We start from the raw sequence: 22,359 nt of genomic DNA on the forward strand, positions 1-22,359 counted from the left end.
CGGCGCCCGATGTCGGTCTCGCAGCCCGTTCGAGCCCTGGCACCAAGGAGAACGCATCATGCACACACAACAAAGAACCCTGCTCGACTATCTTCTCTTATTGGGCATCGGCACAATCTGGGGCGGACAATTCCTGTTCAATGCCTTCGCCGTCGAGAGTATTCCGCCCGCCACCACCGCGGCTCTGCGCGTGTTGATTGGCGCGGCGACGCTGACCATGCTGGCCGGCTTCACACGCCGACCTACGCGCCCGTTACCTGCAGCCGGCCGCAAGGCGCCACTTTCGCCCGCACTGCTGTATGCATTGATTGCTCTGTTCGAGGCAGTGCTCCCCTTTTTCCTGATCGTTTGGGGGCAGCAGCATGTCGACAGCGGTATCACGGCGGTGATGATGGGCAGCGTGCCGATCCTGACAATGCTCCTGTCTTTATGCATAAGCAAACACAGGCGCCCCGGCTGGCCGGCGATGCTCAGCGTTCTGCTCGGTTTCGCCGGCATTATCATCCTGGTAAGCCCTGCCACCAACCACGGCAGCGGCCACTTGGTCTATGAAGGCGCCATCTTCCTGGGCTGTGCCAGCTTCGCCTTAAGCCTCAATCTCTTGGAACACCTTCCGCATGACAACCCGATCCGCTCCGTACGGACCATCTTGTGGTATGCCGCCTTGCCGCTGGCGATAGCATCGTTGCTGATCGACCATCCCTGGCAACTGACATGGACGCCGGGCGCGCTGGGCGCCGTGGCCGTGCTGGGCACGGTCGAGTCCGGGCTGGCTTACCTGATGTACGCCGCACTGGTACAACGCCGCGGCCCGGTATTCACGTCGCTGTCCAATTTCATCGTTCCCGTGGTCGGCGTGCTGCTCGGCGTGGCGCTGCGCGGCGAGCACTTCGGCCTGCGCCAGGCGAGCGCGCTGGCGCTCACGATTGCCGCGCTGGCGGTCAACGGGATGCCATCCTGGCTTAGAAAAAAGGGGATCAACCATGTCTCACCGTAAACAATTCGTCCTGCTTCCGGGCTGGAGCAACCATGGCGACCGCATGTGGCGCGACTTGATCGAACACCTTACGCCACACTACGACGTGCACACCATCGTCGTGTCCAACCAGTCCAACGCGGCCGGCATGGCCAGGGAAGTGCTGCAGCTGGCACCGCCGGAATTCACTTTGCTCGGGCACTCCCTGGGCGGGCTGGTGGCCCAGCATCTGGCCCTGATGGCGCCGCAGCGCGTGCAGCGCATGGTCCTGGTGTGCACCTATCCGGGCAATGCCCCGGAGGCGCAGCGCGAGTTCTTCCGGCACGGCATGCTCACGCCCCTGCTCAACGGCACCATCGGCCAGCATTGGCCGCAGCTCAACCAGTCCTGCGTCGATCCGCGCCGCGCCGGGGAGCGCGACCTGCTTGACGCCCTGGCCGCCTGCCAGCAGTTGCCGCGCGCCGGCCTGGTCAACCAGACCCGGGTCCTGATCAACGCCTGGGATATTTCCGCGCGCCTGACTGCACTCAGCATGCCGACATTGATCCTGTACGGGCGGCAAGACCAGTTGTTCAGCATGGAGATGCAGCGGCTGATGCTCAGCAAGCTGCGCCGGGCCGAACTCAAAGTCATCGAGAATTGCGGGCATCTGCCTGCGCTTGAGCGGCCACAGGCGACGCGCGAGGCGATCCTCTCGTGGCTGGCGCAGTCCACGCCAGGCGAAGATCGGAGGAAGGACGGGCAGCCTGCCTGAGCGCGCCCCTTGCCACGCCGGCCGGCATGCGTCCGGCGTGCGGCCAGGCATGCTGCCGGACGGCACACCACCGTGGCCGCCGCAGCGCTGTCCCGCCGTTAGTGACGGTAGCGGCGCCGCCATTCGCGGTCTTGCCAGCGCTGCTGCTCCAGCCAGTCTTGCTGCTCGCGCTCCTTACGCGCATTCACTTCCGACCCGACGCACTGGGCATATGCGTCGGTGCCGGGACGGAAACCGTATTCACTGCAAACCCGGCGCGCATCCTCCTTCTCACTGCGCGCCATCCCCTTGGCGAGACCGTCAAGTTCGGCGCACGCCGTTGCCGCAAGCCCAAGCAGGCAGAGCAGCAACAGCTTGCATAGGCGGCGGAACCTGTCCATTTTTCCGCTGAATCATAACGCTCCTTTCCCCATAAACGTGGCGCCGTCCAGCGCGGGCGGCCAACCATGCAAGTTACCGGCGGAGTGAAGCACGTGTTCAAGGCCGGCCTGCGCACGCTCTGGACCGAGGCCGGTCCGCGGATGCGATTGCGCGGCGCGTACGGTGCCCTGTTGACCGCCGCCCAACTGGGCGCCAGCGAAACCGTGCCAAAAGTGTACCTGGTGTCGGCGCCGCCCCAGGGCGGCGACCTCTCCGCCCGCTATTTCAGGCCGCAGCAGGCGCACGCCGCGCTGGCGGTCTTCGGCGCCTGCTGCCTGGCGGCGGCCTGCCTGGTGTCCGGCACGGTGGCGCATGCGCTGGCCCTGCCGCGTGGCATGCCAGCCGGCGATCCCGGCCTGCAAGGCGTGCATATCGAGAACCCGGCCGGCATGCTGACCCAAGCGTCGCCGCGCCTCAAAGCATGCTACGGTGCCTGAGCCGGCGCTTGCGGCGGCCCAGGACGCCGTGACTCAATGGTGCCGCAGCAGCGGCGGCGCGGTCAGCGGCAGCGTCGCGCCATCGCCGGTCCAGGGCAGATGCTCGTCCGGCGCATGCAGGTAGCCCAGATGCATGCGCAACAGCGCGCTCTTGCTGACGTCGATGATATCGATCGCTTTCGCGCCATCGGTGAGCAGGCGCAACTGGGCATGGATCGCCTTGATACTGTCGGTTGCGGACGTCTTGATGCCTAGGGTCGTACCGACGCGCGCGGCATCGTCCACCTCAACGGCGCCCGATGAGAGCACCCCTTGGAAGCTGCCTTCGCCAATGCCGCGCAGGGCGCACTTGCCGTTGCCACTGCGCTCGCTGCAACAGGCCGGGGGCCACCTGGCGCAGATCTCGATTCAGGGCGTGCTGGGTGCTGGACGTACAAATAGCGGCAGGCGGCCCATGGGCCGCCTGTTGTCCCGCAATCGCCGCGCTCTGAATGCGCTGCCAGACGCGGCCCGAAGCGGTCTCCAGGCCGCATCGGCGGCATTCACGTCAGACGCGGATGGTCCCGCCCGCCGCCTTCGGCAAAGCGGCCGCCAGAAACTCGGCGCTCCCGGCAACCGGCGCAGCCGTCCTGCCGGCAACGCCGTCCTGCGCGAACGTGCTCATGGCCTGCTTGAGCAGGGCCAAGCCATCGGGCGCCTGCATGAGCGTGGCCGGCGGCTTGTTACCGGCTTGCCCGTCCGCGATGGTACTGGACTTGGTGTCGAACCACTGTACCTTGCCATCGGTTTGCTGCAGGCTGATCCCGTCCTCGCAACCGAGGCGTTTGGCCAACTCGGCCAAGGCCCCGGTCAGATTGTCGGCATGCGCGGCCAGCCAGGCCGGCCCAACCTGCAGCAGTGTCGCCTCGTGATGTACCGACACCTCGAACGTCAGGTCGTCCTTGGTGGTGGCTATGTAGTTGTCCACCTTGAACATCCGCGGCAGCTTGGCCAGATCGGTTTCGGCAATGCCGCTCAGGCCCAGGACGTTGCCTACACGTACCACGTGCTGCGCCTCGATCGCCACCGGCTCGTGCCGCATGCCGCCTTCACCGGCCGCCGACACCAGCTTGTGCGCGAGCGGGTCGAACATGTAGAAATCATCGCCGTAGCCGAGGTACTGCAGCTCGGCAGCTTGCGGCGCCGCGGTCATCGCGCGATGCTCGAAGTCATACCAGGCGCACGCGCCATCTGCCATGCGCACGCGGATCGCTTCGCCAAAGCTGAAGCCGTAGTGTTGTTCCCAGCTTTGCAAGCGCTCCCGGTCGCTGTTCGAAACCGTCTTGGCCGACTTGCCGCCGCCCAAATCGATCGTGCCGACCAGCGTCTCGCCATCGATCTCCAACGGCGTCAACACTCCCGGCAGCGCCAGGTCGGCCCCCAGCGTCAAACGGCCGTCTTCCATTGCCAGCACCAGCGTGCTGCCCACCATGGTCGCGGACTTGAGTTTGCCCAGCTGTCCGAACATGCGCCCGGCGGCCGGCGGCTGCTTGAGCGCGTCGAGCGAAGCGACCTGCTTCCGCGGCACGCTGCCCAGCACCTCGCCGCGCTCAGCATCGAACAGCCAGGCCATGCCGCCGAACGTGCCCAGGTAATTGAGGCCGCCACCGCCCGGGCGGCCGGCCACAATCCACTGTTCCGCCACCACGTCGTACCAGGCGCACAGCGCTTTGCCGGCGGTATCGGTCAGGCCGGAGACGGCCAGCACGGACGCGCGCCGCTCGGGCAGGCTCTTCAGCGAGTCCGGGCCATGCTGCCGGAAGAATGCCGCGCTCAACCCGACCAACGTGCCGTCCTGGTCCAGATGGGCCGCATCGTGCTGCCAGATCCTGCCCTCGCTATCGGTGCCGGCCAACGTCCAGGACTTGCCGTCGTAGTGGCCGGACACATCGTAGGACTTGCCTATCGGCAGGCCATAAATATCGAATTGTTCGGTTCCCCGGTACGCCTTGGCTTCCGCGACCAGCTCGGCCAGCAAGGCGCCTTGCTTGTGCTTGAGGTAGTACTCAGCGCCGAGTTTCTCCTGGCTGCGCCTGATGGCCTCCGCGCTGAATGCCACCAGCGTGCCGGATCCTTGCAGAAGCTCAGGCGCGCTCGCGAACTTCATCACCAGCCCGTCCTCGCGTTCGGAGATGATGCCGCTACCGACGATGTAACGACCGCTGCGCGGCTTGCCGTCGTTCCATTGCACGGTCAATCCGGTCAGATGCTGGTCCGCGGCCAGTTGCGCCAGATCCTGCATCAGCGTGGCCGCGTGCTCCTCGACCCAGGCGGCGTCCACCAGGCGATCGACGGCCGTCGCGGTCTGCTTGGCCAGATCCACCTCCATCAACTGACCGTCCGGTTGCTGCACGCGCAGATGCGTTTCCTGCGGCTTGTCCAGCCAGACCCAGGTCGAGCCCACCTTCACCCAGTTCGGCGCCTTCCATTCCACCACATTGCCGTCGCCGCGCAGTAGCCAGTTCGACGCTTTGCCGTCGTCTTCCTCGTAGAGCCAGACTTCGCTCTTGCCGTGCAGGTCCAGCGCCGCCTGGCTGCCGTTGCCGCGCACCAGGCAATGGCCTTCCCCATCGTCGGCAACCATGGCCTGGGTCTTGCCGTCGAAATGGCCGCTGATCACATGGCTGCGGAAAGGCATGCCTGCCACGTCGAAGCTGCTCCCTCCGATATCCCGCACCAGGTCGGCCAGCGTGGCGTTCGCGTGGTACTTGAAATACTCCTTGGTGAAGCCTTGCTTGTACGCAGCCGAGTCGAGCAAGCTCAAGCGCATCAAATTTCCATCCGGCTGCTGCACCCTCAGTTCCGTAGCCGCCGGCTTGTCCACCCAGATCCGGCTCGAACCAAGCGTCACCCAGTTGCGGGACCAGCCGCTTGGATCCTGGCCGTCCGTCTCCAACTGCCAGGTCGACGGATGATCGGCATCTTCCTCATAGAACCAGACCTCGTCTTTGCCTTGCACCTTGAACACCACGTGGCTGCCATTGCCGCTGACCAGCCAGTGGCCATCCTTATCCCGGCCGACCATGGTACGGGTCTTGGCATCGTAGTGGCCGCTGGCCAGGGTGTGGCCGTGGAAGGACAGGCCGGCCACGTCGAAACTCCCGCCGCCGGCAATCTTGACCAAGTCGGCCAGCGTGTCGTTCGGGTGCGTCGTGAAAAACTTCTCGCTGAACGCGCTCAGCCTGCCGGCGCCACCGAGATCCGGGTTGGCCCCCTCATACACATACACCTGTCCCTTCGGATCGACACGCGTCAGCACCCAGCTCTTGCCATCGTAGTGGCCAGAGACCACAAACGACGCATCGGCCGAGGCGACCAGCTGCTTCAGCGGAATGTCATACACATCGAACTCGGTCGCGTCGAAGTCCTCCGCATATTTCACCAGGTCGGCCAGACTCTTGACGTCCGGTTCCTGGAAGACCTCGGCGGTGAAGCCTGCAACCACCCCCTTGGCCGTATCCAGGCCGCCGTCGGCATTGGCATTGAACCTGTCGACAAATTCATCATGCGCTCCAATAATGTAGTTCTGACCCGCGGTATAGCGGAACGTCAGCACGCTGGACTTCTGGCCGGGCGGCTGCCAATTCAGCGTCAGGCCATTCAGATTCTTCTCCTTGGCCAGCTGCGCCAAATCGTGGAACAAGGTTGGGGCGTGTTCCTTCACCCACGCATCCTCGACCACATAGTCCACCAGCTCAATGGACTTCTTCGCAACATCCAGGCGATACACCCCCTCTCCGTTGCGCAACAGGACGTTGGTATTGAGATCGTCGAGCAGCACGACCTTCGGGTGGGTATCGGGGTGTTTCGACTCGTGGCCAGGCGCCCAGACCGGGGTCAGGATGATCGAGGTATATTTGTGGTCCCAGTACGTGCCATCGTAAAACTTGACATCGAACGTTTCATCTTTGCTCGCGCTTTGCAGCACCCACGTCGAGGGTGCTTTCGGATCCTGCTCGGACAACAGGACGCGGTCGCCGTTGGGGACCAGGCTGTAGTGTCCCCCGGCACCGGCAATGCGATACTCGATATTGCCATTATCGGCAGGGATAACCAGCTGCTTGGGTGCCTTGCCCAGGGTGACCTCGAGTTGCGTGAACTGCGGTTCGTATCCATAGCCGACAACGCCCACGCCCAGCGATCGGGTATCGAAGGTGATACGCTGGTCCTTCAAGTCCCCCGAAAGATGGTCGCCCTGATGATTAGGGCAATCCTCGCCACTATGGCCCGGATCATCTCGATGGGAATGTTTGGAGAAGTCATTGAGCGTTTCGCCGGACGCCTTCAATCCGTCCAGAGCCGTGGTGAACCAGCCCACCCGCTTGCTCGTGACCGGAAGTACGAATATGTCCGGGTTGTCGATGGTCGCTGTGTGGCCGACGCCAAACGCTTCGTGCACGTCGAATGATAATTTGGGATTACTCTGCAGCCCTGGCGCCAATGCCCCCGGCTCGACTTGCTCGCCATAAATCACGTTGGCGCCGAAGCTGATCTTCGCATTCTCGCCGGACAAATCGACTTTGTCGATCACCACGCCATCGATCGGCAGCATGGCGGAATGGTCGCCGTTCCATTCATAGCCCCCTCTTTGGTAGCCTTTTTTCAACTCGTCGAAATAGACAATGGTTTGATCCTTTGTCGCGGCGGTTTCCAGGAAATTGTCGACCAGGGCGCTGATGCCGATGCCGACCCCTGCCAGCGGCACGGCCATGCCTCCCATTACGATGCCCGCCGTCTCACCGGCCACCATCGCCGCCACACCCACGCCCATGGAGACCGAATCGAGCGCCAGCGAGGTGCCTGCGCTGACGCGCTGCTCGTAGCTTTGCGCCTGCGCCAGCTCCGCAATATCCAGGGCCACACCGGTCGCGTCCAGCGCGGTCGACAGGCCTTCAAACGCCTTGCCCACTTTACCGCCGATCTTGAGCAGCCCTTCACTCAGCTTGGCAGTGGCCTCTTCCAGCTTGCCCGAGTCCTCCAGCAGTTTGCCCACCATTTCGGCCAACTTGCTCAGGTCCTTGCCCGAGCTCGCGCCAACATTGCTGACATTGGCCCACATGTGCGCCTCGATGGTTTGCGCCAGCGACCCGGCCAGCTCTTCCTGCTCGCCCCCTTCGACCTTCTCTTGACGGTGCCGCGCGTGCAGCAGATCGACGATGGTCTGTAAGGTAAACGCGGCATTCAACCCTTCCGAGCCGTCCACCCCGCCCTCGCCCTCATGGTGGGCCTGCGTGAGGTGGTCGTTTTTCATCTGGAAGTTGTCGCCCACCTTTTTCAGCAGATCCGACATGCGCTGCAGGCTGGAGCGCAGACGGGCCGCTTCTGCCGGATCGGGCAGGCTCACCTGCACTTTTTTGGTCTGATGACCCGCTGCTCCGGTATCGAGAAATTCCATCGTCGTACTGCCGTCGGTTTCTATGCGGAAGGTATTGAACAGCGGCTTGTACCGTGCTTCGGGCAGGGCGCACTGGACCATCCATTTGCGCATATTGTCCACCAGCGCGTCGCCGATGGTTTGCGCCTGCACGGCGGCATGCGCAGATTCCTGCGCGCTATCCAACACCATCGCCGCATCCTGCGGGATCGTGAAGATCTCTCCCAGCTTGGCAATGCGCTGCCCGCCTACACTGTCCTTTATCTCCATATTCAAGAGACTGGCGGCCATTGCCTCATCAATTTTGGCCGCCGCCAGCATAAGCTCCCCGTCCCGCATAGGGATCCTATATGCCTCCTGTCCCGTCGACAGCAGCATGGAGACGTCGTTAATCGCCTGTTCCGCGCTATCGAAGGAATAATTGCCGAAATTGGGGTCGAAGAATTGATAATGGCGTTGACCATGTTCGTCGATGCTGACGCCGAGCTCCATTGAGTGATTAGGGGATTCGATAAGAAAACTAGTCCGGCCCGTGGTGCTGGCGAGCTCCTTGACCACCTCGCGCACGGTGCGCATCTGAAGCCTGGCAAGAAGCCCCCACGCTACATCATCCGAACCATTCAGATGCGATAAGGCAGCTCGCGTGGCCGATTTATCGCTCGGATAGCGCGCATGCATGCCATCGAACATCTCAAGTCTGAAGCTGCGGAACAATCGGGCGGCAGCGTCCACGTCATTGTTCACCAATGCCGTGGCATAGAGGATGGAATACGCCCGGCAATATCCTTCGTTACCGCCAAAGGCGTAGAAATGAGCCGTCTGATTGAAGGCGAATTCGCCCTTCTTCCGGTCGGGGATAAGACCGCCAAAGGCGCTCCGCCAGTGTGCGTCATTCGCCCCCATTGTCGCCCATGCCTCCTGCACTTTCCTGCCCATAAGCCCGATAACGGTCCCGAAGTCTCGCGGGCGGTCAGCCAGACTGAGCCCAAGACGATACAAATCCCGACCTTGGAATGTGCGCCAGCTCGGATCGGACGGCGGCTTCGCCACGCCATCCCAGAAATCAATCAATGCGGTTGCGCTGGCGGCGGAATCAGCGCTTTGGAACTGTCTTTGCGCATCTTTGAAGAGCCGTCCCTGCGCATCACGGAAGCCGGAAACGCCCTCAACATTGTGGATTCCGTCGGCAAGCACCGCCACAGCTTTCAACTGGTCCGGATTGGCAGGGTCAACGGTGGAAAAGTTCTTGTTAAAGCAAGCGTATAGGTTGTCCAACGCCGTCTGGTACATTTGTATCGCTCTTTCGACTTGGCCCGGCGAATCCAGCAATTTTTTGGCCTTGTTGGCAACATCAAACGCTGCCCGGTACTTTTCTTCCAATTCAGATCCTGCTGCCTTATCCAGCCACTCCGACCGATCTGAATTGGTAATAGCCGGAAGATCTTTAGCATATTTTCCGATGAGCCGTTCGAATTCTTGGCGAGATCTGATGCCCGACTCGGCTTGTGCTGTGGATTCCAACGCGTGTGTCATTTGAACAATCTCCTGATAACAGTTTCGATATGAGGCAGTTTCACGCCGTAAGCGCGAATGCCGACTCAGTTACTGTTCAGCATACCGGTGTACCCGGGCGCAATCTGGATCGGGGAGATTTATCGGACGGATTTCGCGATGCGGGTCGCTGCGCCACGTGCGGGTGCGGCCCGGCAAGCTTCCGCCCTTTCCGCCGCGGGGCTGTGCCGCGGCTTAGTGACGGTGGCGGTGCCGCCACTCGCGGTCTTGCCGGCGCTGCTGGTCCAGCCAGTCTTGCTGCTCGCGGTCCTTGCGCGCATTCACTTCCGAGCCAACACATTGTGCATACGCGTCGGTGCCGGGGCGGAATCCATAGTCGCCGCAAACCCGGCGCGCATCTTCCATCTCACTGCGCGCCATCCCCTCGGCCAAACCGTCAAGTTCGGCGCACGCCGTTGCGGCCAGCCCGGCCAGGCAGACCAGCAACAGTTTGCATAGGCGGCGGGACGCGTTCATTTTCCACTGAACCATCATTCTCCTTTCCTCATCAATGTGGCGCCGTCCGACACGGACGGCAAACCATGCAAGTTACCGCTGGAGCGAACCACGATTGGCCCTGGCGGCAATTATTCGGACCGGTCCGAGCGCCGCCGTCCATCATGCCGCGCACTACGCCGCGCCAGTCTGCAACCGCCACAGCCGCGCATACAGGCCATCGCGCGCCAGCAGCTCCTCGTGGGTCCCGTCCTCGGCCACGCGGCCGTCGTCCATCACCAGGATGCGGTCGGCGTGGCGGATCGTGTTGAGCCGGTGCGCGATGCTGATCACGGTTCGGCCGGCCACGATATCGGGCAGGCGCTGCATGATGGCCGCTTCCGACTCGTAATCGAGGGCGCTGGTGGCCTCGTCCAGGATCAGGATGCGCGGATCGGTGATCAGGGCGCGTGCCAGCGCCACCCGCTGGCGCTGGCCGCCGGACAAGGCGGCGCCGCGTTCGCCCACTTCGCTGTCGTAGCCCTCGGCCAGCGCATCGGCGAAGGCATCGACCCCGGCCAGGCTGGCGGCGACAAGCACCTGCGCTTCGCTGGCGCCGGGACAGCACAGGCGGATGTTGTCGGCGATGGTGCCGGCCAGCAGCACGCTGTCCTGCGGCACGATGCTCATTTGCCGGCGCAGTTCGACCGGGTCGGCCACTGCGATGTCGGCGCCGTCCAGCAGGATCTGTCCTTGCTGCGGGGTATACAGGCGCTGCAGCAGCCGCACCAGGGTCGACTTGCCCGAGCCGGATGGCCCGGTCACGCCGACGAAGCTGCCGGGCGCGATGTCCAGCTGCAAACCTTTCAACACCTCGGCACTGTCCTCGCCATAGCGGAAGCGCACCTGGCGGAACGCCACCGCACCGGCCAGCGCCGGCAAGGCGCCGGCGCCCTCGGCCGCCGCCTCGGCCGGTTCGTCGAGGATGTCGCCGACCCGGCGCAGGGCGATTTGCGTATGCTGGAAATCCTGCCAGACCTGGGCCAGGCGCAGGATCGGCTGCACCACGTGGCCGGACCACATATTGAAGGCCACCAGCTCGCCCACGCTCATCTGCCCGGCCAGCACCGCATGCACGCCAAACCACAGCAGCAGCGCAGCGCCCAGCTTCTGCGCCAGGCCTATGCCCTGGCCGGCGGCAATGCCCAGCGCCTTGCTGGCGAACTGGCTGCGCAGGTAGGCCGCCAGGCGCTGTTCCCATTGCGCCGCCAGCCGCTCCTCCACCGCATTGGACTTGATGGTTTCGATGCCATTGACCGCCTCGACCAGGAACGCGTTGGCGTCGGCATTGCGCTCATAGGCCGCCAGCGCGCGCTGGCGCAGCAGTGGCCCGAATACCATCCACAAGACGAAACACAGCGCCAGCGAGAGCGCCAGCACGCCGGTCAGCACCGCCGAATAACACAGCATGACAGCCAGGAACACCAGCACGAACAGCAAGTCCAGCACCAGCGTCAACGCCGAGCCGGTGAGGAACTGGCGCACCGAATCCAGCTCGCGCACCCGCGCAATGATGGCGCCGGCCTGGCGTGCGCGGAAATAGCGCAGCGGCAGCGCCAGCAAGTGGCCGAACACACGTCCTTCCAGTTCGGCCGTGATCTTGCTCGACAGGTTGCCGTACAGCCAGCTGCGCAGCCAGCCATACAGGGGCTCGAAGAGCGCCAGGCCCAGCATGCCAATCAGCAGCACCTGCAAGCTGCCGGCGCTGCGGCTGACCAGTACCTTATCGACCACGTTTTCGAAGAACAGCGGCGTCACCAGGGCGATGGCCTGCAGTGCCAGCGACACCGCCAACACCCAGGCGAATTGGCGCCAGTGGCGCCGCAGCGCGGGCAGGAACCAGCGCAGACCAAATGCCGGCGTGCGCAGGGGCGCGCGGCGCTCTCCCAGCAGCAGCACGGTGCCCTCGCACCAGTCCTGCAGTTCGCCATGCGTGAGGCGCAGTTCGGCCCCGGTAGCCGGCAGCCACAGCGTGGCGCCCGCGCTGCCGTTGGCCGCCAGCAGCACGAAGCCGTCCCCGGTCAGCAGCAAGGCCGGCGCCGGCAGCGTGGCCAGGTCGCCGGCGCGATAGTTGGCCACGCTGGCGCGCAGGCCGAGCCAGTGTGCCAGGCGGCACAGCTCGGCGGCGCTGACGGCCTCGCCGGCCCGCCCCAATTGATGGGCCAGGCGTTGCGGTGCAACGGCCAGGTCGAAGCTGGCGGCGGCACGCGCCAGCGCCAGCAGGCCGGTGTCGGACGCGGCCGTGAGTGCGGTGAGCCGGTCCATCTTAGCGCTCCCGCATGGCCGTGGCCTGGTAATCGCGGATCGGACTCAGCAAATAGTCGATCACGCGCCGGCGATCGGTCTTGATCTCGGCCACCACGCTCATGCCCGGCTGCAAGTCCACCTGCTGGCCGTCCACCAGCATGCTGCCGCGCGCCAAGTGCACGCGCGCCGGGAACACATAGCCCAGCCGTTCATCCTTCACCGCGTCGCGCGACACGAACGACAGCCGCGCCTGCACCGTGCCGTAACGGGTATAGGGGAAGGCGTCGACCTTGACATCCACCGGCTGGCCGGGCACCACGAAGCCGACATCCTTGTTCAGGATATTGACGTCGGCTTCCAGGCCGCTGGCGTCCGGCACCACCACCATCAGGGTCTGGGCCGGCGTCACCACGCCGCCCACCGTGTGCACCGCCAATTGCTGCACCACGCCGTCGGCCGGGGCCCGCAGGCTCTGCAGGTCCTTGCGCTCGACCGCCTTGGCCAGTTGCTGTTCGATTTCGGCCACGGCATTGTCGGCCTGGGTCAGCTTGTCGCTGAAATCGCGCCGCATATCGGCCAGGTAAGTGCGCTTGCGGGCCAGCAGGTTGGCATGCTGGGCTTGCAGGACCTGCAGCTGGGCCTGTTGTTGCGCCTGGCGTTCTTCGAGATCGAGCTGTTCACGGCTTTTCTCAAGCAGGGCCACGTGCGACACCATGCCTTGCTGCTCCAGCGTACGTAAAGCACGCAGGCGGCTCGCCACGTTGCGATGCAGTTTGTCGAGCGCCTCCAGTTCACGCGCCGCCGCTTGCTGGCTGGCCTGGTTGACAGCGCATTCCGCTGCCAGGTCGGCCACGCGCGCTGACAAGGCTTGCCACTCGCTGGCCAAGTGGGCGCGCGCCGCCGCCACCGGCGTGGGGCCGATACCGGCCGGTGGCGCAAAAGCGGCCGTCGGGTCCTCCGCCAGCAAGGCGCGAAAACGCGCCGCTTCCAGCTGGTTGGCGACCAGTTGTTCGCGCAAGCGCAAGGTGTCGGCACCTGCCCCCAGCAGCTTGAGGTCGATCAGCGGCTGGCCGGCCGTCACGCGCTGGCCGTCGCGCACCAGGATCGCCACCACTTCGGCCTGTTCCAGCGGCTGGATCAGCTTGGAGCGTGAGGAAGCCACCACCCGGCCGCTCGCGCTGGCATGGATGTCCAGCCGGCCGAACACCGACCAGAGCAGCGCCAGCAGGAGTAGCAGCGCCAGCGCCAGGGCGCTGCGGCGCGCCCAGGGCGACGCCGGCCGCTGCAGGATTTCCAGATAGGCGGGCAGGAATTCGTAAGAGGTGTCGGGCCGGCGGTCCGGCTGACCGCGCCGGCGCCAGGCACCAAGCAGGGATTTAAATGGCATGGGAAGACTCCGATAAGAAATTTTGTTGCAGGCGCCACAGGCGGGCATAGCGGCCGTCCTGCGCCAGCAACGCAGCGTGGCTGCCGCTTTCGACGATGCGGCCGCGCTCCAGCACCACGATGCGGTCGCAGCCGGCCACGGTGGACAGGCGGTGTGCCACGGTCAGCACGGTTCGGCCCTGGGCAATGCGCGGCATGTGCTCGCGCAGCACTTGCTGCGCCTCCTCGTCCAGGGCACTGGTGGCTTCGTCGAAAATCAGCACCGACGGATCGCTCAGCAACGCGCGCGCGATCGCCAGCCGTTGCCGCTGGCCGCCCGACAGCGAACTGCCACCCTCCGCCAGCACGGTGTCGTAGCCCAGCGGCAGGCGCAGGATGAAGTCGTGCGCCCCGGCCAGGCACGCGGCCGCCATCACCGCCTCCAGCGGCGCAGCCGGCTCGCGCAGCGCGATGTTGTCGCGCACCGAACGGTGGAACAGGAAGTTTTCCTGCAACACGACGCCTATGCGCCGCCGCAATGCACCCGCCTCCAGCGCGGCCAACGGCTGGCCATCGATGAACAGGGCACCGCCCTGCGGCAGGTAAAGTTTCTGGATCAATTTGGTCAGCGTCGATTTGCCGGAGCCGGAAGGGCCGACAATGCCGACGTGCTCGCCGGCCCGCACCGTCAGCGACAGCCCATCCAGCGCCGGCGGCAAGTCCGGCCGGTAGCGGAATTCCACCGCATCGAGAGTAATGTCGCCGCGCAGGCGGCCCGGCAGGCACGCGCTGCCACCCTCCTGTTCGACTGGCAGGTTGAGCATATCGCGCAGGCGGTCGACCGCGACCCGCGTCTGCACGAACTGCTGCCACAATTCGACCAGGCGGGTCAGCGGCTGGCTGGCCTGGCCGGCCAGCATATTGAAAGCGATCAACTGGCCCACGCTCAGGCGCAACTGCAGCACTTCGTGCGCCCCAACCCACAGGATCAGCACCGCCACGACTTTTTGCACCCACTGCACCGCCTGGTTGACCAGCACTTGCCGGCTCTGCACCGCGAAGCCGCTGGCGACCTGGTCGCGCGTGGTTTCTTCCCAGCGCCGGCGCAGGCGCGGCTCCAGCGCCAGGCCCTTGATGGTTTCCACCGCGCCCAGCGACTCGGCCAGCAGGGAGGCGCTGCGCGCGCCATGGTGGAACATGGTTTCGATACGCCCTTGCAGGCCGGGCGTGGCGCGCCAGGCCAGCAGCAGGTACAGCGGCAGCGAGGCGGCCAGCAGCGCCGTCAGCAGCGGCGACAAGCTGGCCATCACCCCCAGCAGCACCAGCGTGAAGACGGCATCGACGCACAAGCCCATCGCCGCCCCGGTCAGGAACTCGCGCACGGTATCGGCCTCGCGCACGCGCGCCACGATGGCGCCGGCCTGGCGGCTGCGGAAATAGGCCAGCGGCAGGCCCAGCAAGTGGCGTACCAGCTCGCCGCCCAGGCGCGCGTCGATGCGGGCCGCCGTGTGGCCCAGCAGGTATTCGCGCAAGCCCTTGAGCAGCACTTCGGCCAATGCCGCCAGCGCCAGGCCCAGCACCATCACGTCAAGCGTGGCCAGGGCCTGGTGCACCAGCACCTTGTCCAGCACCACCTGGAAACCCAGCGCGGGCAGCAAGGCCAGCAGTTGCAGCACAAAGGAAAACAGCAATAATTCGAGCAACAGGCTCCGGTGCGCGGCAAACGCCGGCACGAACCAGCGCAAGTCGAAACGCAGTGCCGGCCCGGCCAGTTGCAGGGCCTGGCCGCTCCAGTCCTCCTTCAGGTCGGCCAGCGCCAGCTGCATCGGCTGCGCCCGGTCCGGCACTTGCACCAGCGCGCGCGCCTCGTCCATGGCGGCCAGCACAGCGAAGCCGCCGCTGCGGCGCCGGTAAGCCAATGGCAGCTGGGCTGGCCGCAGCTTGCGCCAGCCCAGGCGGCCCAAGCGCAGCCGCACCCGGTGCCGGGTGCCGTATTCGGCCAGTGCCGCGCCCAGCGGCTGGCCGGGCTGCGGGTTCGGCGCCTGCGGTTCAATGCGCGCCAGCGCCAGCAGGCTGGCGGCGCAGGCCAGCGCCGAGCCGGTGTCGTCGGCGCTGTCGGTTGGATGGGATTGCATGGTAACTCCAGTGGGGCAACGCCGAAGCGTCGTCGGTTCGCATCAAAATGCGCAGCGCCGACGGCTTGGGCCAGTGCTGCGGTGATAGCTGGATGTTACCGATAGGAAATCATTTTGGCGCACCGGGAGCGAGATCTCGGACTGGATTACCAGAACCGGACGCCGGACTTATTTGCCGCGCGGATAGGCGCTGCCGTCGGTCAGCACCAGGGTGGCGTGTTGCGATGCCTCGACGCTCAGATGATCGCTGTCCATGGCGGCAAAAATCACGGCGACGCGCGGCCGCTTGGCCGGATTGGACAGGATCGGCCAGGCCGCCGCGAGCGCCAGCAGCAGCGGCTGTTCGAGCGCATCGAGGCGCGGCCGGGTCTCCTGCGCCAGATCGGGCACGGGACCGGCGGTAATGCATGGCAGCGAAGCAGTACAGGCGCGCTGTAGCATTTTGGCGGCGTCGATCTGGGCCCGGAAAAACAGCTCGCTCCAATCGCTGGGCAAGCCCAGCGCCGCGGCCTGCGCCGCGAAACGCTCGATAATGACGCGTTCGCGCGCGAGATCTTCGATGGCCCCGCCGTGGCGCCATTTGTAGCGCGCCACGTCCGGCATCAGCGCCAGGCGCTGCTCCATCAGCTTGCGCAATTGTTCGAGCAACGCATCTTCGTAGGGCGGTGCACCGGCAGATGCCGCCTGCTGCGCCTCTGCCAAGCCCACAGCGCTGGCGGAGCCCGCGCCGGTCAGCGGACCGTCCTCCCCCGCATTAGCCGCATAGGCTGCGCCGGCATACAGCATCGCCAGCCCGGAGGCCGTCAGTAAGGTAAATCGCTTCATGGCATTCCTTTCGTTTTTAATCGCTTGGTGGGGCGCTCCCCGGGCGCGCACGCTCAACGCCGGCGGCGCGACAGCGCGGCACGCAGCACGGTTATCGGGTCGGCCTGAGGCGACAGCCCGCCGACGCTGGCGCGCAAGGCAAGCTTGCCGTGCGCAACGCTGAACGCGTCGGCCGCCAGGAAGGATCCGGAACCGGCGCTGCGCATGATCACGATCAGGCTGTTCGCCTTGCCATCGAGCCTGTCCAGCATGATTTTTTCAACGCTGCCGTCGCGCGGCAAGACCAGACCGGCCTCGTAGAACACAGTGTCGTCGCCCGGCGCAGCGCCGGCGCTCGAATACAGGCGCACGCTGTAGCTGCCGATCGAGCGCGCTTCACAGTCGCCCTCCGCCACCACTGCCGTATACTGGCGCCCCACGGCTAGTTTTCGGACAACGCGCCCGGAATCGTCCGCGCGGCAGGCAGCGTTCGACAGGGCAAGGAGCCCGGCGAAAGCCAGCAGTTTGCAGGATCGCATAGGCCTCCTTGCTAAAAGCCACCCAGCATAGACGCCTTCCGCCCAAGACAGCGCGGGTCGCTGCATTTCTCGGACCGAATCACTGCAGCACTGCCGACGGTCCGGTAAACCCGCGCGCCAGCACCGCGCCGCACTTGACGTTTTAGCATGCATGATCCACGACATCTCGCTTCAGAGGATCATCCATGCCGGAACTGCTTATCTCCACTCCCGTCCAGCACGGCGACACCGCGCCCTGCCCCAGTGTCGCGAAAGCTGGCACAATAGCGGTTGGACACTGCTCCCGGGAAACCCTTATGTCAGACGACACGCCGCTGCTCGACCTCGACGAGCTGCAGGAACTCTACGATGCTGATGCTCTGCGCAACTTGCTGACGCAAGTGCGCCAGCACCTGTCGGCCGACCTTGCCATCATCCGCGGCGAGGCGGCCACTGGCCGCCACGAGGTTTGCCGCAGCGCCACCCATCGTCTGAAAAGCATGCTCATGTTCGTGACCGGCGAGCGCCTGCGCGCCGATTTTGAACACCTGGAAGAGGCCTTGCGTCAGAACGCGATCAACGTGGCGCCGGCGCTGGAGCAACTCCAGCAGCGCCTCGGCCAGTTCGACGCCGAACTGGCAACCGCCCTCGATCACCTGGCCTGACCATTCCTCCCCGCGAGCGCAGCCGCAACGCGGCGGCGTAATCTCGTCCGGTAATTGCAGCACACGCCTGTGGGCCATCTGACCCGCCGGGATAATTCTTCACGCCAATCCCGGCACCCTGATGATAACCACAGCCTGGCGCTGCTATCGATATGAACATGAAAACGCCCGAACATGCCGTCTACAACCCCGACATGCTGCTCGACACCGTCAAATTCTGGCTCGGTTTGCGCTACGACGCCGCCCTCGCCGACCGGTTGCAGGTCACTCGCACCACCATCAGCAAAATCCGCCACCGGCACTGCCCGGTATCCTCCGAGCTGCTGCTGCGCATCCATGAGATGACCGGACTGCCGCTCCGCGAGCTGCGCTTTCTCGGGGGGGATTTTCGTTGGCACACCGGAACTTCGACCTGGACCCTCCTCCCCAGCCAAGTGACATGCCAGCTGTCGGCGCCGCTGCGCGCCTGCGCGCACAGGGCACGCCAGGGCCGGCGCTTTTAAGCCAGCGCGGTAGTTTCCCGCCCCAACTAACCCCTGCGCGCGGGGCACGTGGGCGCCCCAGTGATACACCAGGGTGACCGTCTCAGCGCCCTTGGTGATACCGGGACTGATCTGGCGGCCGGTCGACTCATAGCGTACACGCAGAGGAACCTTCTCCTGTTAGTACACCAGGGCCTCTTCCTGGACTTTGCTGCCGCAGCACGTGACCTGCCAGTTGTCCAATCCGATACGTCATTGCGCGCGCCGGGCCCGCCAGTGCCGGCGCTTTTAACGTCCCGCCCAAGCGCGCTCGGCTAGCCGACTTAGTCGTCAGTCATAAGTTATGGTGAATGTGGCCATGCTGCGAATAATACCGGGCGTAACTTTGCCCGTCGCCACATAACGCACACTGAGCGGGATCTGCACTGGCCCCTGTGGATAGTGCCAAGTGTTGGCGATTCGGCCAAGTGACCACTTGTTGCCAGGCCCGCCCAGACGCACCGGCTTGCCATCGCGCGCAATGCGCAGCTGCACACCTTTGACTTCGGAGCCGGCAGCCGGCGTTAGCAGATCGCCATCCTTTCCGTTTCCATTCGCGTCCGATAGGTAGATAGACGGTTCGGCTCCAGCGTAGCAAAGCAGCCGGACCTGGAATGGCGTTTCGCCAGCTTCGCTCCCGATGGTGCTCAGGTCCGACGCTCGCACCTCGTTCAGCCTAACCTCGCTCTGGGAAACTTGCGCTGTGCAGGTCGGACGAACAAACTTCACCTTGAATTGCCACGCTCCCGCATCGTGTTCCTTCCACATCCATTTGTCCGTGAACCGCATCACTTCGCTGGACACATCCCCCACCACCGAGGTCGCCCCAAGAGCCCATCGGGTCAGCTGAATCGAAAACGTCTTATCGAAATTCTTGCCCCCCTCATCTATGATGGTGCTCGTGTCGAACAGCAAGCCTTTGCGCTCCCGAACGATATTGCCCTCGCTGTCACGCAATATCATGCCAATGCCCGGGATTCCCGTCTTCCATGCCCAGCCCCCATCCGTTGATTCAAAAGGAATCTGATAATAGACTTGTACGCCCAGCGTGGTTTTATCACAGTGAAAGCTAAGCTTCATGGGGTAAGTTGTCGAGCTACCAAATGAGTCGTCGTCGGTACCGAAAGCTGGCAACATCAGCTTATTGAGAGGCTGCATCGGGGGACTGATAAGCGTGCACGTCGCGTGCGCGGAAAAGCTGGCGACCACGAGGCCAAGACCAACGGCAAACCTGCGCCACATGGCAGGAAGTTTCACTAAAAACATTATGGCTCTCCTGAACTGATGAATATGTCTGGGTGGATGAACGTCAGCGCGACACGCCGATGGGAAGTCAGGTAGTGGTGGGCAGCAGGCCCAGTGCAAGTGCCTGCTTTACGTGCGCTGGCGCATAATCGGGCCAGACGAGAAACGCGGCCGCGATGCAGACAGATGGCGTTGAAATGGCTTCCACGCGACACCGGAAATTTCTTCATGGCGAACCCGATGCGGCATTTGAAGCAGATTCGGTCAGCGCGCCCGGCCCTGTCGGACCTTGCTTGACACTGGATTCATCCGCCGTCCGGTGCTGCGCCACACAGACTGCACTGCTACGGGAAAATGGGCTCGCCGCTCCCGCTTGCTGCTGCAAGTGATAGTCGAAGTCGCAACGCTGTGCTGCTCCATCACCCCAATCCGCGTAAAGGTGGCCTCTATCCTCGATTCCACGCACGTACAGCTGCCCCCCCTGTCCGACAACGCCAACCTCGACACCTTGAGCGTCGCGGACAGTCGAACCGAACGGCAATGGAGCACCATCGGCGCCGGTCAATGTGAGAAGCGCGGCACGTCCGGTCACGGTACCAAAGCGCACCATCACCACCGAATTGGCACGTGGCGCCACTTGTGCGCTGGTGCTCGTAAAGTCAACATTGCTTGCCGCGCCTTTGGGATCGATTTCGACATTGTTCATGCGATATGGCGTCATGTACGGCACCACCGCATAACCTCGTCCGTCGACCTTCACACCTGGCGCATTGAAGACGCTGGCCCCTTTGGCCGACTTCGCTTCCAATACGGCGACTGTATCGCCCAGATCGTTCGCCAGCGTCACGCCGCCAGGGTGCACCACCACGCCGCCGGATACTCCGCCCGACCATTGCGAATAGCCCTGGCTGCGGCTGCCGGTGGCACGCAGCGCTGCAAATTGCGTCCGGTAAGAGACATTGGCGCCGAAATCGGCATCCTGTCCGTGCCCAGCCCGCACGCCGTAACTGAGGGCATTGTCTTCACCATAGCTTCCGCTCAGCTCGGCAAGTTGGCTGGTGCCGCCGCGATCGTGGGTGGCGCTCAGCGACATCATCGGCGCCTGTGTGCCACGGCCGAACGGCACCGACAGGCGCAGGGCAATGCGATTATCCATCTGCCCGCTCAGCATGTCGCGCTGGCGGCCGGCTGAAATGTCGTAACTGACATTGGTGCCCAACGCGGTCAGAGAGTTGTTGTAGCGCAAAGTGAAATCGGTCCCCGCCCCTGGCCGGTTCCAATAGCGGCCAGCGACACCGGACAGCGACAGCACGCCGCCGCCTTCCCCGAACTCTTGACTCAGCATCAACTGCAATTGTTCACGTGGGCGATCGATGCTCAGCGATTCCCAGCCGCGAGCCTGGTAATCGCGCACCAGCGCCGTATCGCTCAAGTTCCAATAGCCGCGCGAGGAATAGCGCAGGGCCGCCAGGCTGAAGTTGGTACCGGTCGAGGCCATGCGCTTGCTGTAACGCAGACGCAGACTCTGCCCCGTGGCCGGCGCGGTATGCGCGAACTCCGCGCGCGCCTGGGTCAGGTCGGCGGACAAAGCGCCCAGCGAAGTATTGAAGGCGGCGCCCCCCGTCACAGCCCAATAGTGCTGGGTGGCGGTCACACCGCCATAGGCGGTTACCATATTGTTCAGGCCACGCTGCAAGGTACCCTGCAACAAGGCATCGCCATTGTTCAAGCGGCCATCCCGCAAGCGCCCAGCCGATACGCTGTAACGCATGGTGCCTGGCCGCAGCAGTTGCGCGACCGAGGCAAACGGCACCACCGAGCTATGCTGGCTGCCGTCTGCCTCCGTCACCGTCACCAGCAGATTGCCGCCATAACCGGTGGCGTACAGGTCACTGATCTTGAATGGGCCGGGGGCCACGGTGGTTTCCAGCAGCGTCATGCCGTTCTGGGTCACCGTGACGCGCGCATTCGTACGCGCCACCCCCTGGATCAGCGGTGCATAGCCGCGCAGCGAATCGGGCAGCATATTGTCGTCGGTCGCCACGGTCAGGCCTCGGATGCCAATGCTATCGAACACGGCGCCATCGGTGAAGGCGTCGCCCACGCGCAGCTGGCTCTGCAGCGACGGCAGATCACGCTGAACGTAAGTGGAGATATTGTCGAAACTGCGCCGCCCCTTGTTGTCGCGCATCATCGATGAGTTATGGCGCAGGTGCCAGTCGCCGATATTCAAGCCGGCGCGCAAGCCCAGGTAGTCGCTGGTGTCGCGGCCGCTGTGGAAGGTGTTGAAATCATATGCCAGCGTAGCCGACGTTACGCCGGCATCCCACAGCTCGGGGCTGACGTAACCGCGTGGCTGTTTCAGCAACGCCGCCTGCGGCAGGTTCAACTCCAGGCGCAGTTCGCCCGTGTCGAAGTGCTCGGTGGCAGCCGGGACGAGTCGGCCCAGCGCAGCGCACTGGCCCGCCTGCGCTTGCGCCAGCTCGGCGCGGCTCCTGCTGGACAGAATAGCGTAATCGAGACCAAGGCGGCCGATCAGCGCCTTGTCAAGACAAGCACTAGCATTCGCGACACCGGGGCTGGCAACAAAGCGTACTGAAGTGCGTCCGCGCCATTCGCCGTTGACGATAAGGTCAACCAGGTAATCTCCCGGGGTCACCGGGTTGCCGCGCGCAAAGCGCGACAGGTCGACGGCACCGCCGCCACCGCCCATCAGAAATTGCTCATTGAATTGCATCGACTCCGAACTGCTTTCGGCACTGGCTGGCAGGCACAGATGGACAGAAAAAACGCCCAGCATTGCCGCACAGATG

The 22,359-nt window shown here is 64.4% G+C and carries 16 protein-coding genes; 5 read left to right on the forward strand and 11 right to left on the reverse strand.

Features of this window, described 5'->3' with window-relative positions; all coding sequences use genetic code 11:
- Positions 1-58: 58 nt before the first annotated feature.
- Positions 59-997 carry a DMT family transporter gene (locus ACN9M3_RS20400; protein ID WP_426162357.1) on the forward strand — a complete coding sequence of 313 codons (939 nt, stop codon included), beginning with the start codon at positions 59-61 and terminating at the stop codon, positions 995-997.
- Positions 984-1,730 carry an alpha/beta fold hydrolase gene (locus ACN9M3_RS20405; RefSeq protein WP_426162358.1) on the forward strand — a complete coding sequence of 249 codons (747 nt, stop codon included), beginning with the start codon at positions 984-986 and terminating at the stop codon, positions 1,728-1,730. Before ACN9M3_RS20400 ends, ACN9M3_RS20405 begins: the two co-directional genes overlap by 14 nt.
- A 98-nt stretch (positions 1,731-1,828) precedes the next feature.
- Here ACN9M3_RS20405 and ACN9M3_RS20410 read toward each other — a convergent pair whose 3' ends face one another.
- Positions 1,829-2,110: a hypothetical protein gene (locus ACN9M3_RS20410; RefSeq protein ID WP_426318471.1), complete on the reverse strand. Its 282-nt coding sequence runs from the start codon at positions 2,108-2,110 to the stop codon at positions 1,829-1,831.
- 66 nt (positions 2,111-2,176) lie between these two features.
- On the opposite strand from ACN9M3_RS20410, the gene ACN9M3_RS20415 reads away from it, so the two are divergent.
- Positions 2,177-2,587, forward strand: coding sequence for a hypothetical protein (locus ACN9M3_RS20415; RefSeq protein WP_426162360.1), 411 nt, complete (start codon positions 2,177-2,179; stop codon positions 2,585-2,587).
- A gap of 33 nt (positions 2,588-2,620) precedes the next feature.
- On the opposite strand, the gene ACN9M3_RS20420 is transcribed toward ACN9M3_RS20415, so the two are convergent.
- The 8 genes from ACN9M3_RS20420 to ACN9M3_RS20455 form a co-directional block, all read right to left on the reverse strand.
- Positions 2,621-2,872, reverse strand: coding sequence for a hypothetical protein (locus ACN9M3_RS20420; RefSeq protein WP_426162361.1), 252 nt, complete (start codon positions 2,870-2,872; stop codon positions 2,621-2,623).
- A gap of 262 nt (positions 2,873-3,134) precedes the next feature.
- Complete coding sequence (locus tag ACN9M3_RS20425; protein ID WP_426318472.1) at positions 3,135-9,533, reverse strand: TcdA/TcdB pore-forming domain-containing protein; 6,399 nt, start codon at positions 9,531-9,533, stop codon at positions 3,135-3,137.
- Positions 9,534-9,746: 213 nt separating this feature from the next.
- Positions 9,747-10,046, reverse strand: coding sequence for a hypothetical protein (locus tag ACN9M3_RS20430; RefSeq protein ID WP_426162363.1), 300 nt, complete (start codon positions 10,044-10,046; stop codon positions 9,747-9,749).
- A 135-nt stretch (positions 10,047-10,181) separates the two neighbouring features.
- The gene (locus ACN9M3_RS20435) at positions 10,182-12,311 is read right to left on the reverse strand and encodes a type I secretion system permease/ATPase (protein WP_426318473.1); all 2,130 of its coding nucleotides are present in this window, start codon (positions 12,309-12,311) and stop codon (positions 10,182-10,184) included.
- A 1-nt stretch (position 12,312) separates the two neighbouring features.
- The gene (locus tag ACN9M3_RS20440) at positions 12,313-13,680 is read right to left on the reverse strand and encodes an HlyD family type I secretion periplasmic adaptor subunit (protein ID WP_426318474.1); all 1,368 of its coding nucleotides are present in this window, start codon (positions 13,678-13,680) and stop codon (positions 12,313-12,315) included.
- Positions 13,670-15,793: a peptidase domain-containing ABC transporter gene (locus ACN9M3_RS20445; protein WP_426162366.1), complete on the reverse strand. Its 2,124-nt coding sequence runs from the start codon at positions 15,791-15,793 to the stop codon at positions 13,670-13,672. Before ACN9M3_RS20445 ends, ACN9M3_RS20440 begins: the two co-directional genes overlap by 11 nt.
- Positions 15,794-15,961: 168 nt before the next feature.
- Positions 15,962-16,618 (reverse strand): gamma subclass chorismate mutase AroQ, encoded by a 657-nt coding sequence (gene aroQ / locus ACN9M3_RS20450; RefSeq protein WP_426162367.1) that lies wholly within the window; start codon positions 16,616-16,618, stop codon positions 15,962-15,964.
- 53 nt (positions 16,619-16,671) lie between these two features.
- A complete protein-coding gene (locus tag ACN9M3_RS20455) occupies positions 16,672-17,136 on the reverse strand; it encodes a PliI family lysozyme inhibitor of I-type lysozyme (protein WP_426318475.1) in 465 nt (154 codons plus the stop codon).
- Positions 17,137-17,432: 296 nt separating this feature from the next.
- On the opposite strand from ACN9M3_RS20455, the gene ACN9M3_RS20460 reads away from it, so the two are divergent.
- Positions 17,433-17,780: a hypothetical protein gene (locus ACN9M3_RS20460; protein ID WP_426162369.1), complete on the forward strand. Its 348-nt coding sequence runs from the start codon at positions 17,433-17,435 to the stop codon at positions 17,778-17,780.
- A 158-nt stretch (positions 17,781-17,938) separates the two neighbouring features.
- A complete protein-coding gene (locus ACN9M3_RS20465; protein ID WP_426162370.1) occupies positions 17,939-18,283 on the forward strand; it encodes a helix-turn-helix domain-containing protein in 345 nt (114 codons plus the stop codon).
- A gap of 309 nt (positions 18,284-18,592) precedes the next feature.
- Here the strand turns inward: ACN9M3_RS20465 and ACN9M3_RS20470 are convergent, their stop codons facing one another.
- Entirely contained in the window at positions 18,593-19,567 is a 975-nt protein-coding gene (locus ACN9M3_RS20470; RefSeq protein ID WP_426162372.1) for a fimbrial protein, read from the reverse strand.
- 205 nt (positions 19,568-19,772) lie between these two features.
- Positions 19,773-22,283, reverse strand: coding sequence for a fimbria/pilus outer membrane usher protein (locus tag ACN9M3_RS20475; RefSeq protein WP_426318476.1), 2,511 nt, complete (start codon positions 22,281-22,283; stop codon positions 19,773-19,775).
- Positions 22,284-22,359 lie beyond the last annotated feature (76 nt).

Source organism: Pseudoduganella sp. R-43 (assembly GCF_049913255.1).
In the GTDB taxonomy this organism is placed as follows: Bacteria; Pseudomonadota; Gammaproteobacteria; order Burkholderiales; family Burkholderiaceae_D; genus Rugamonas.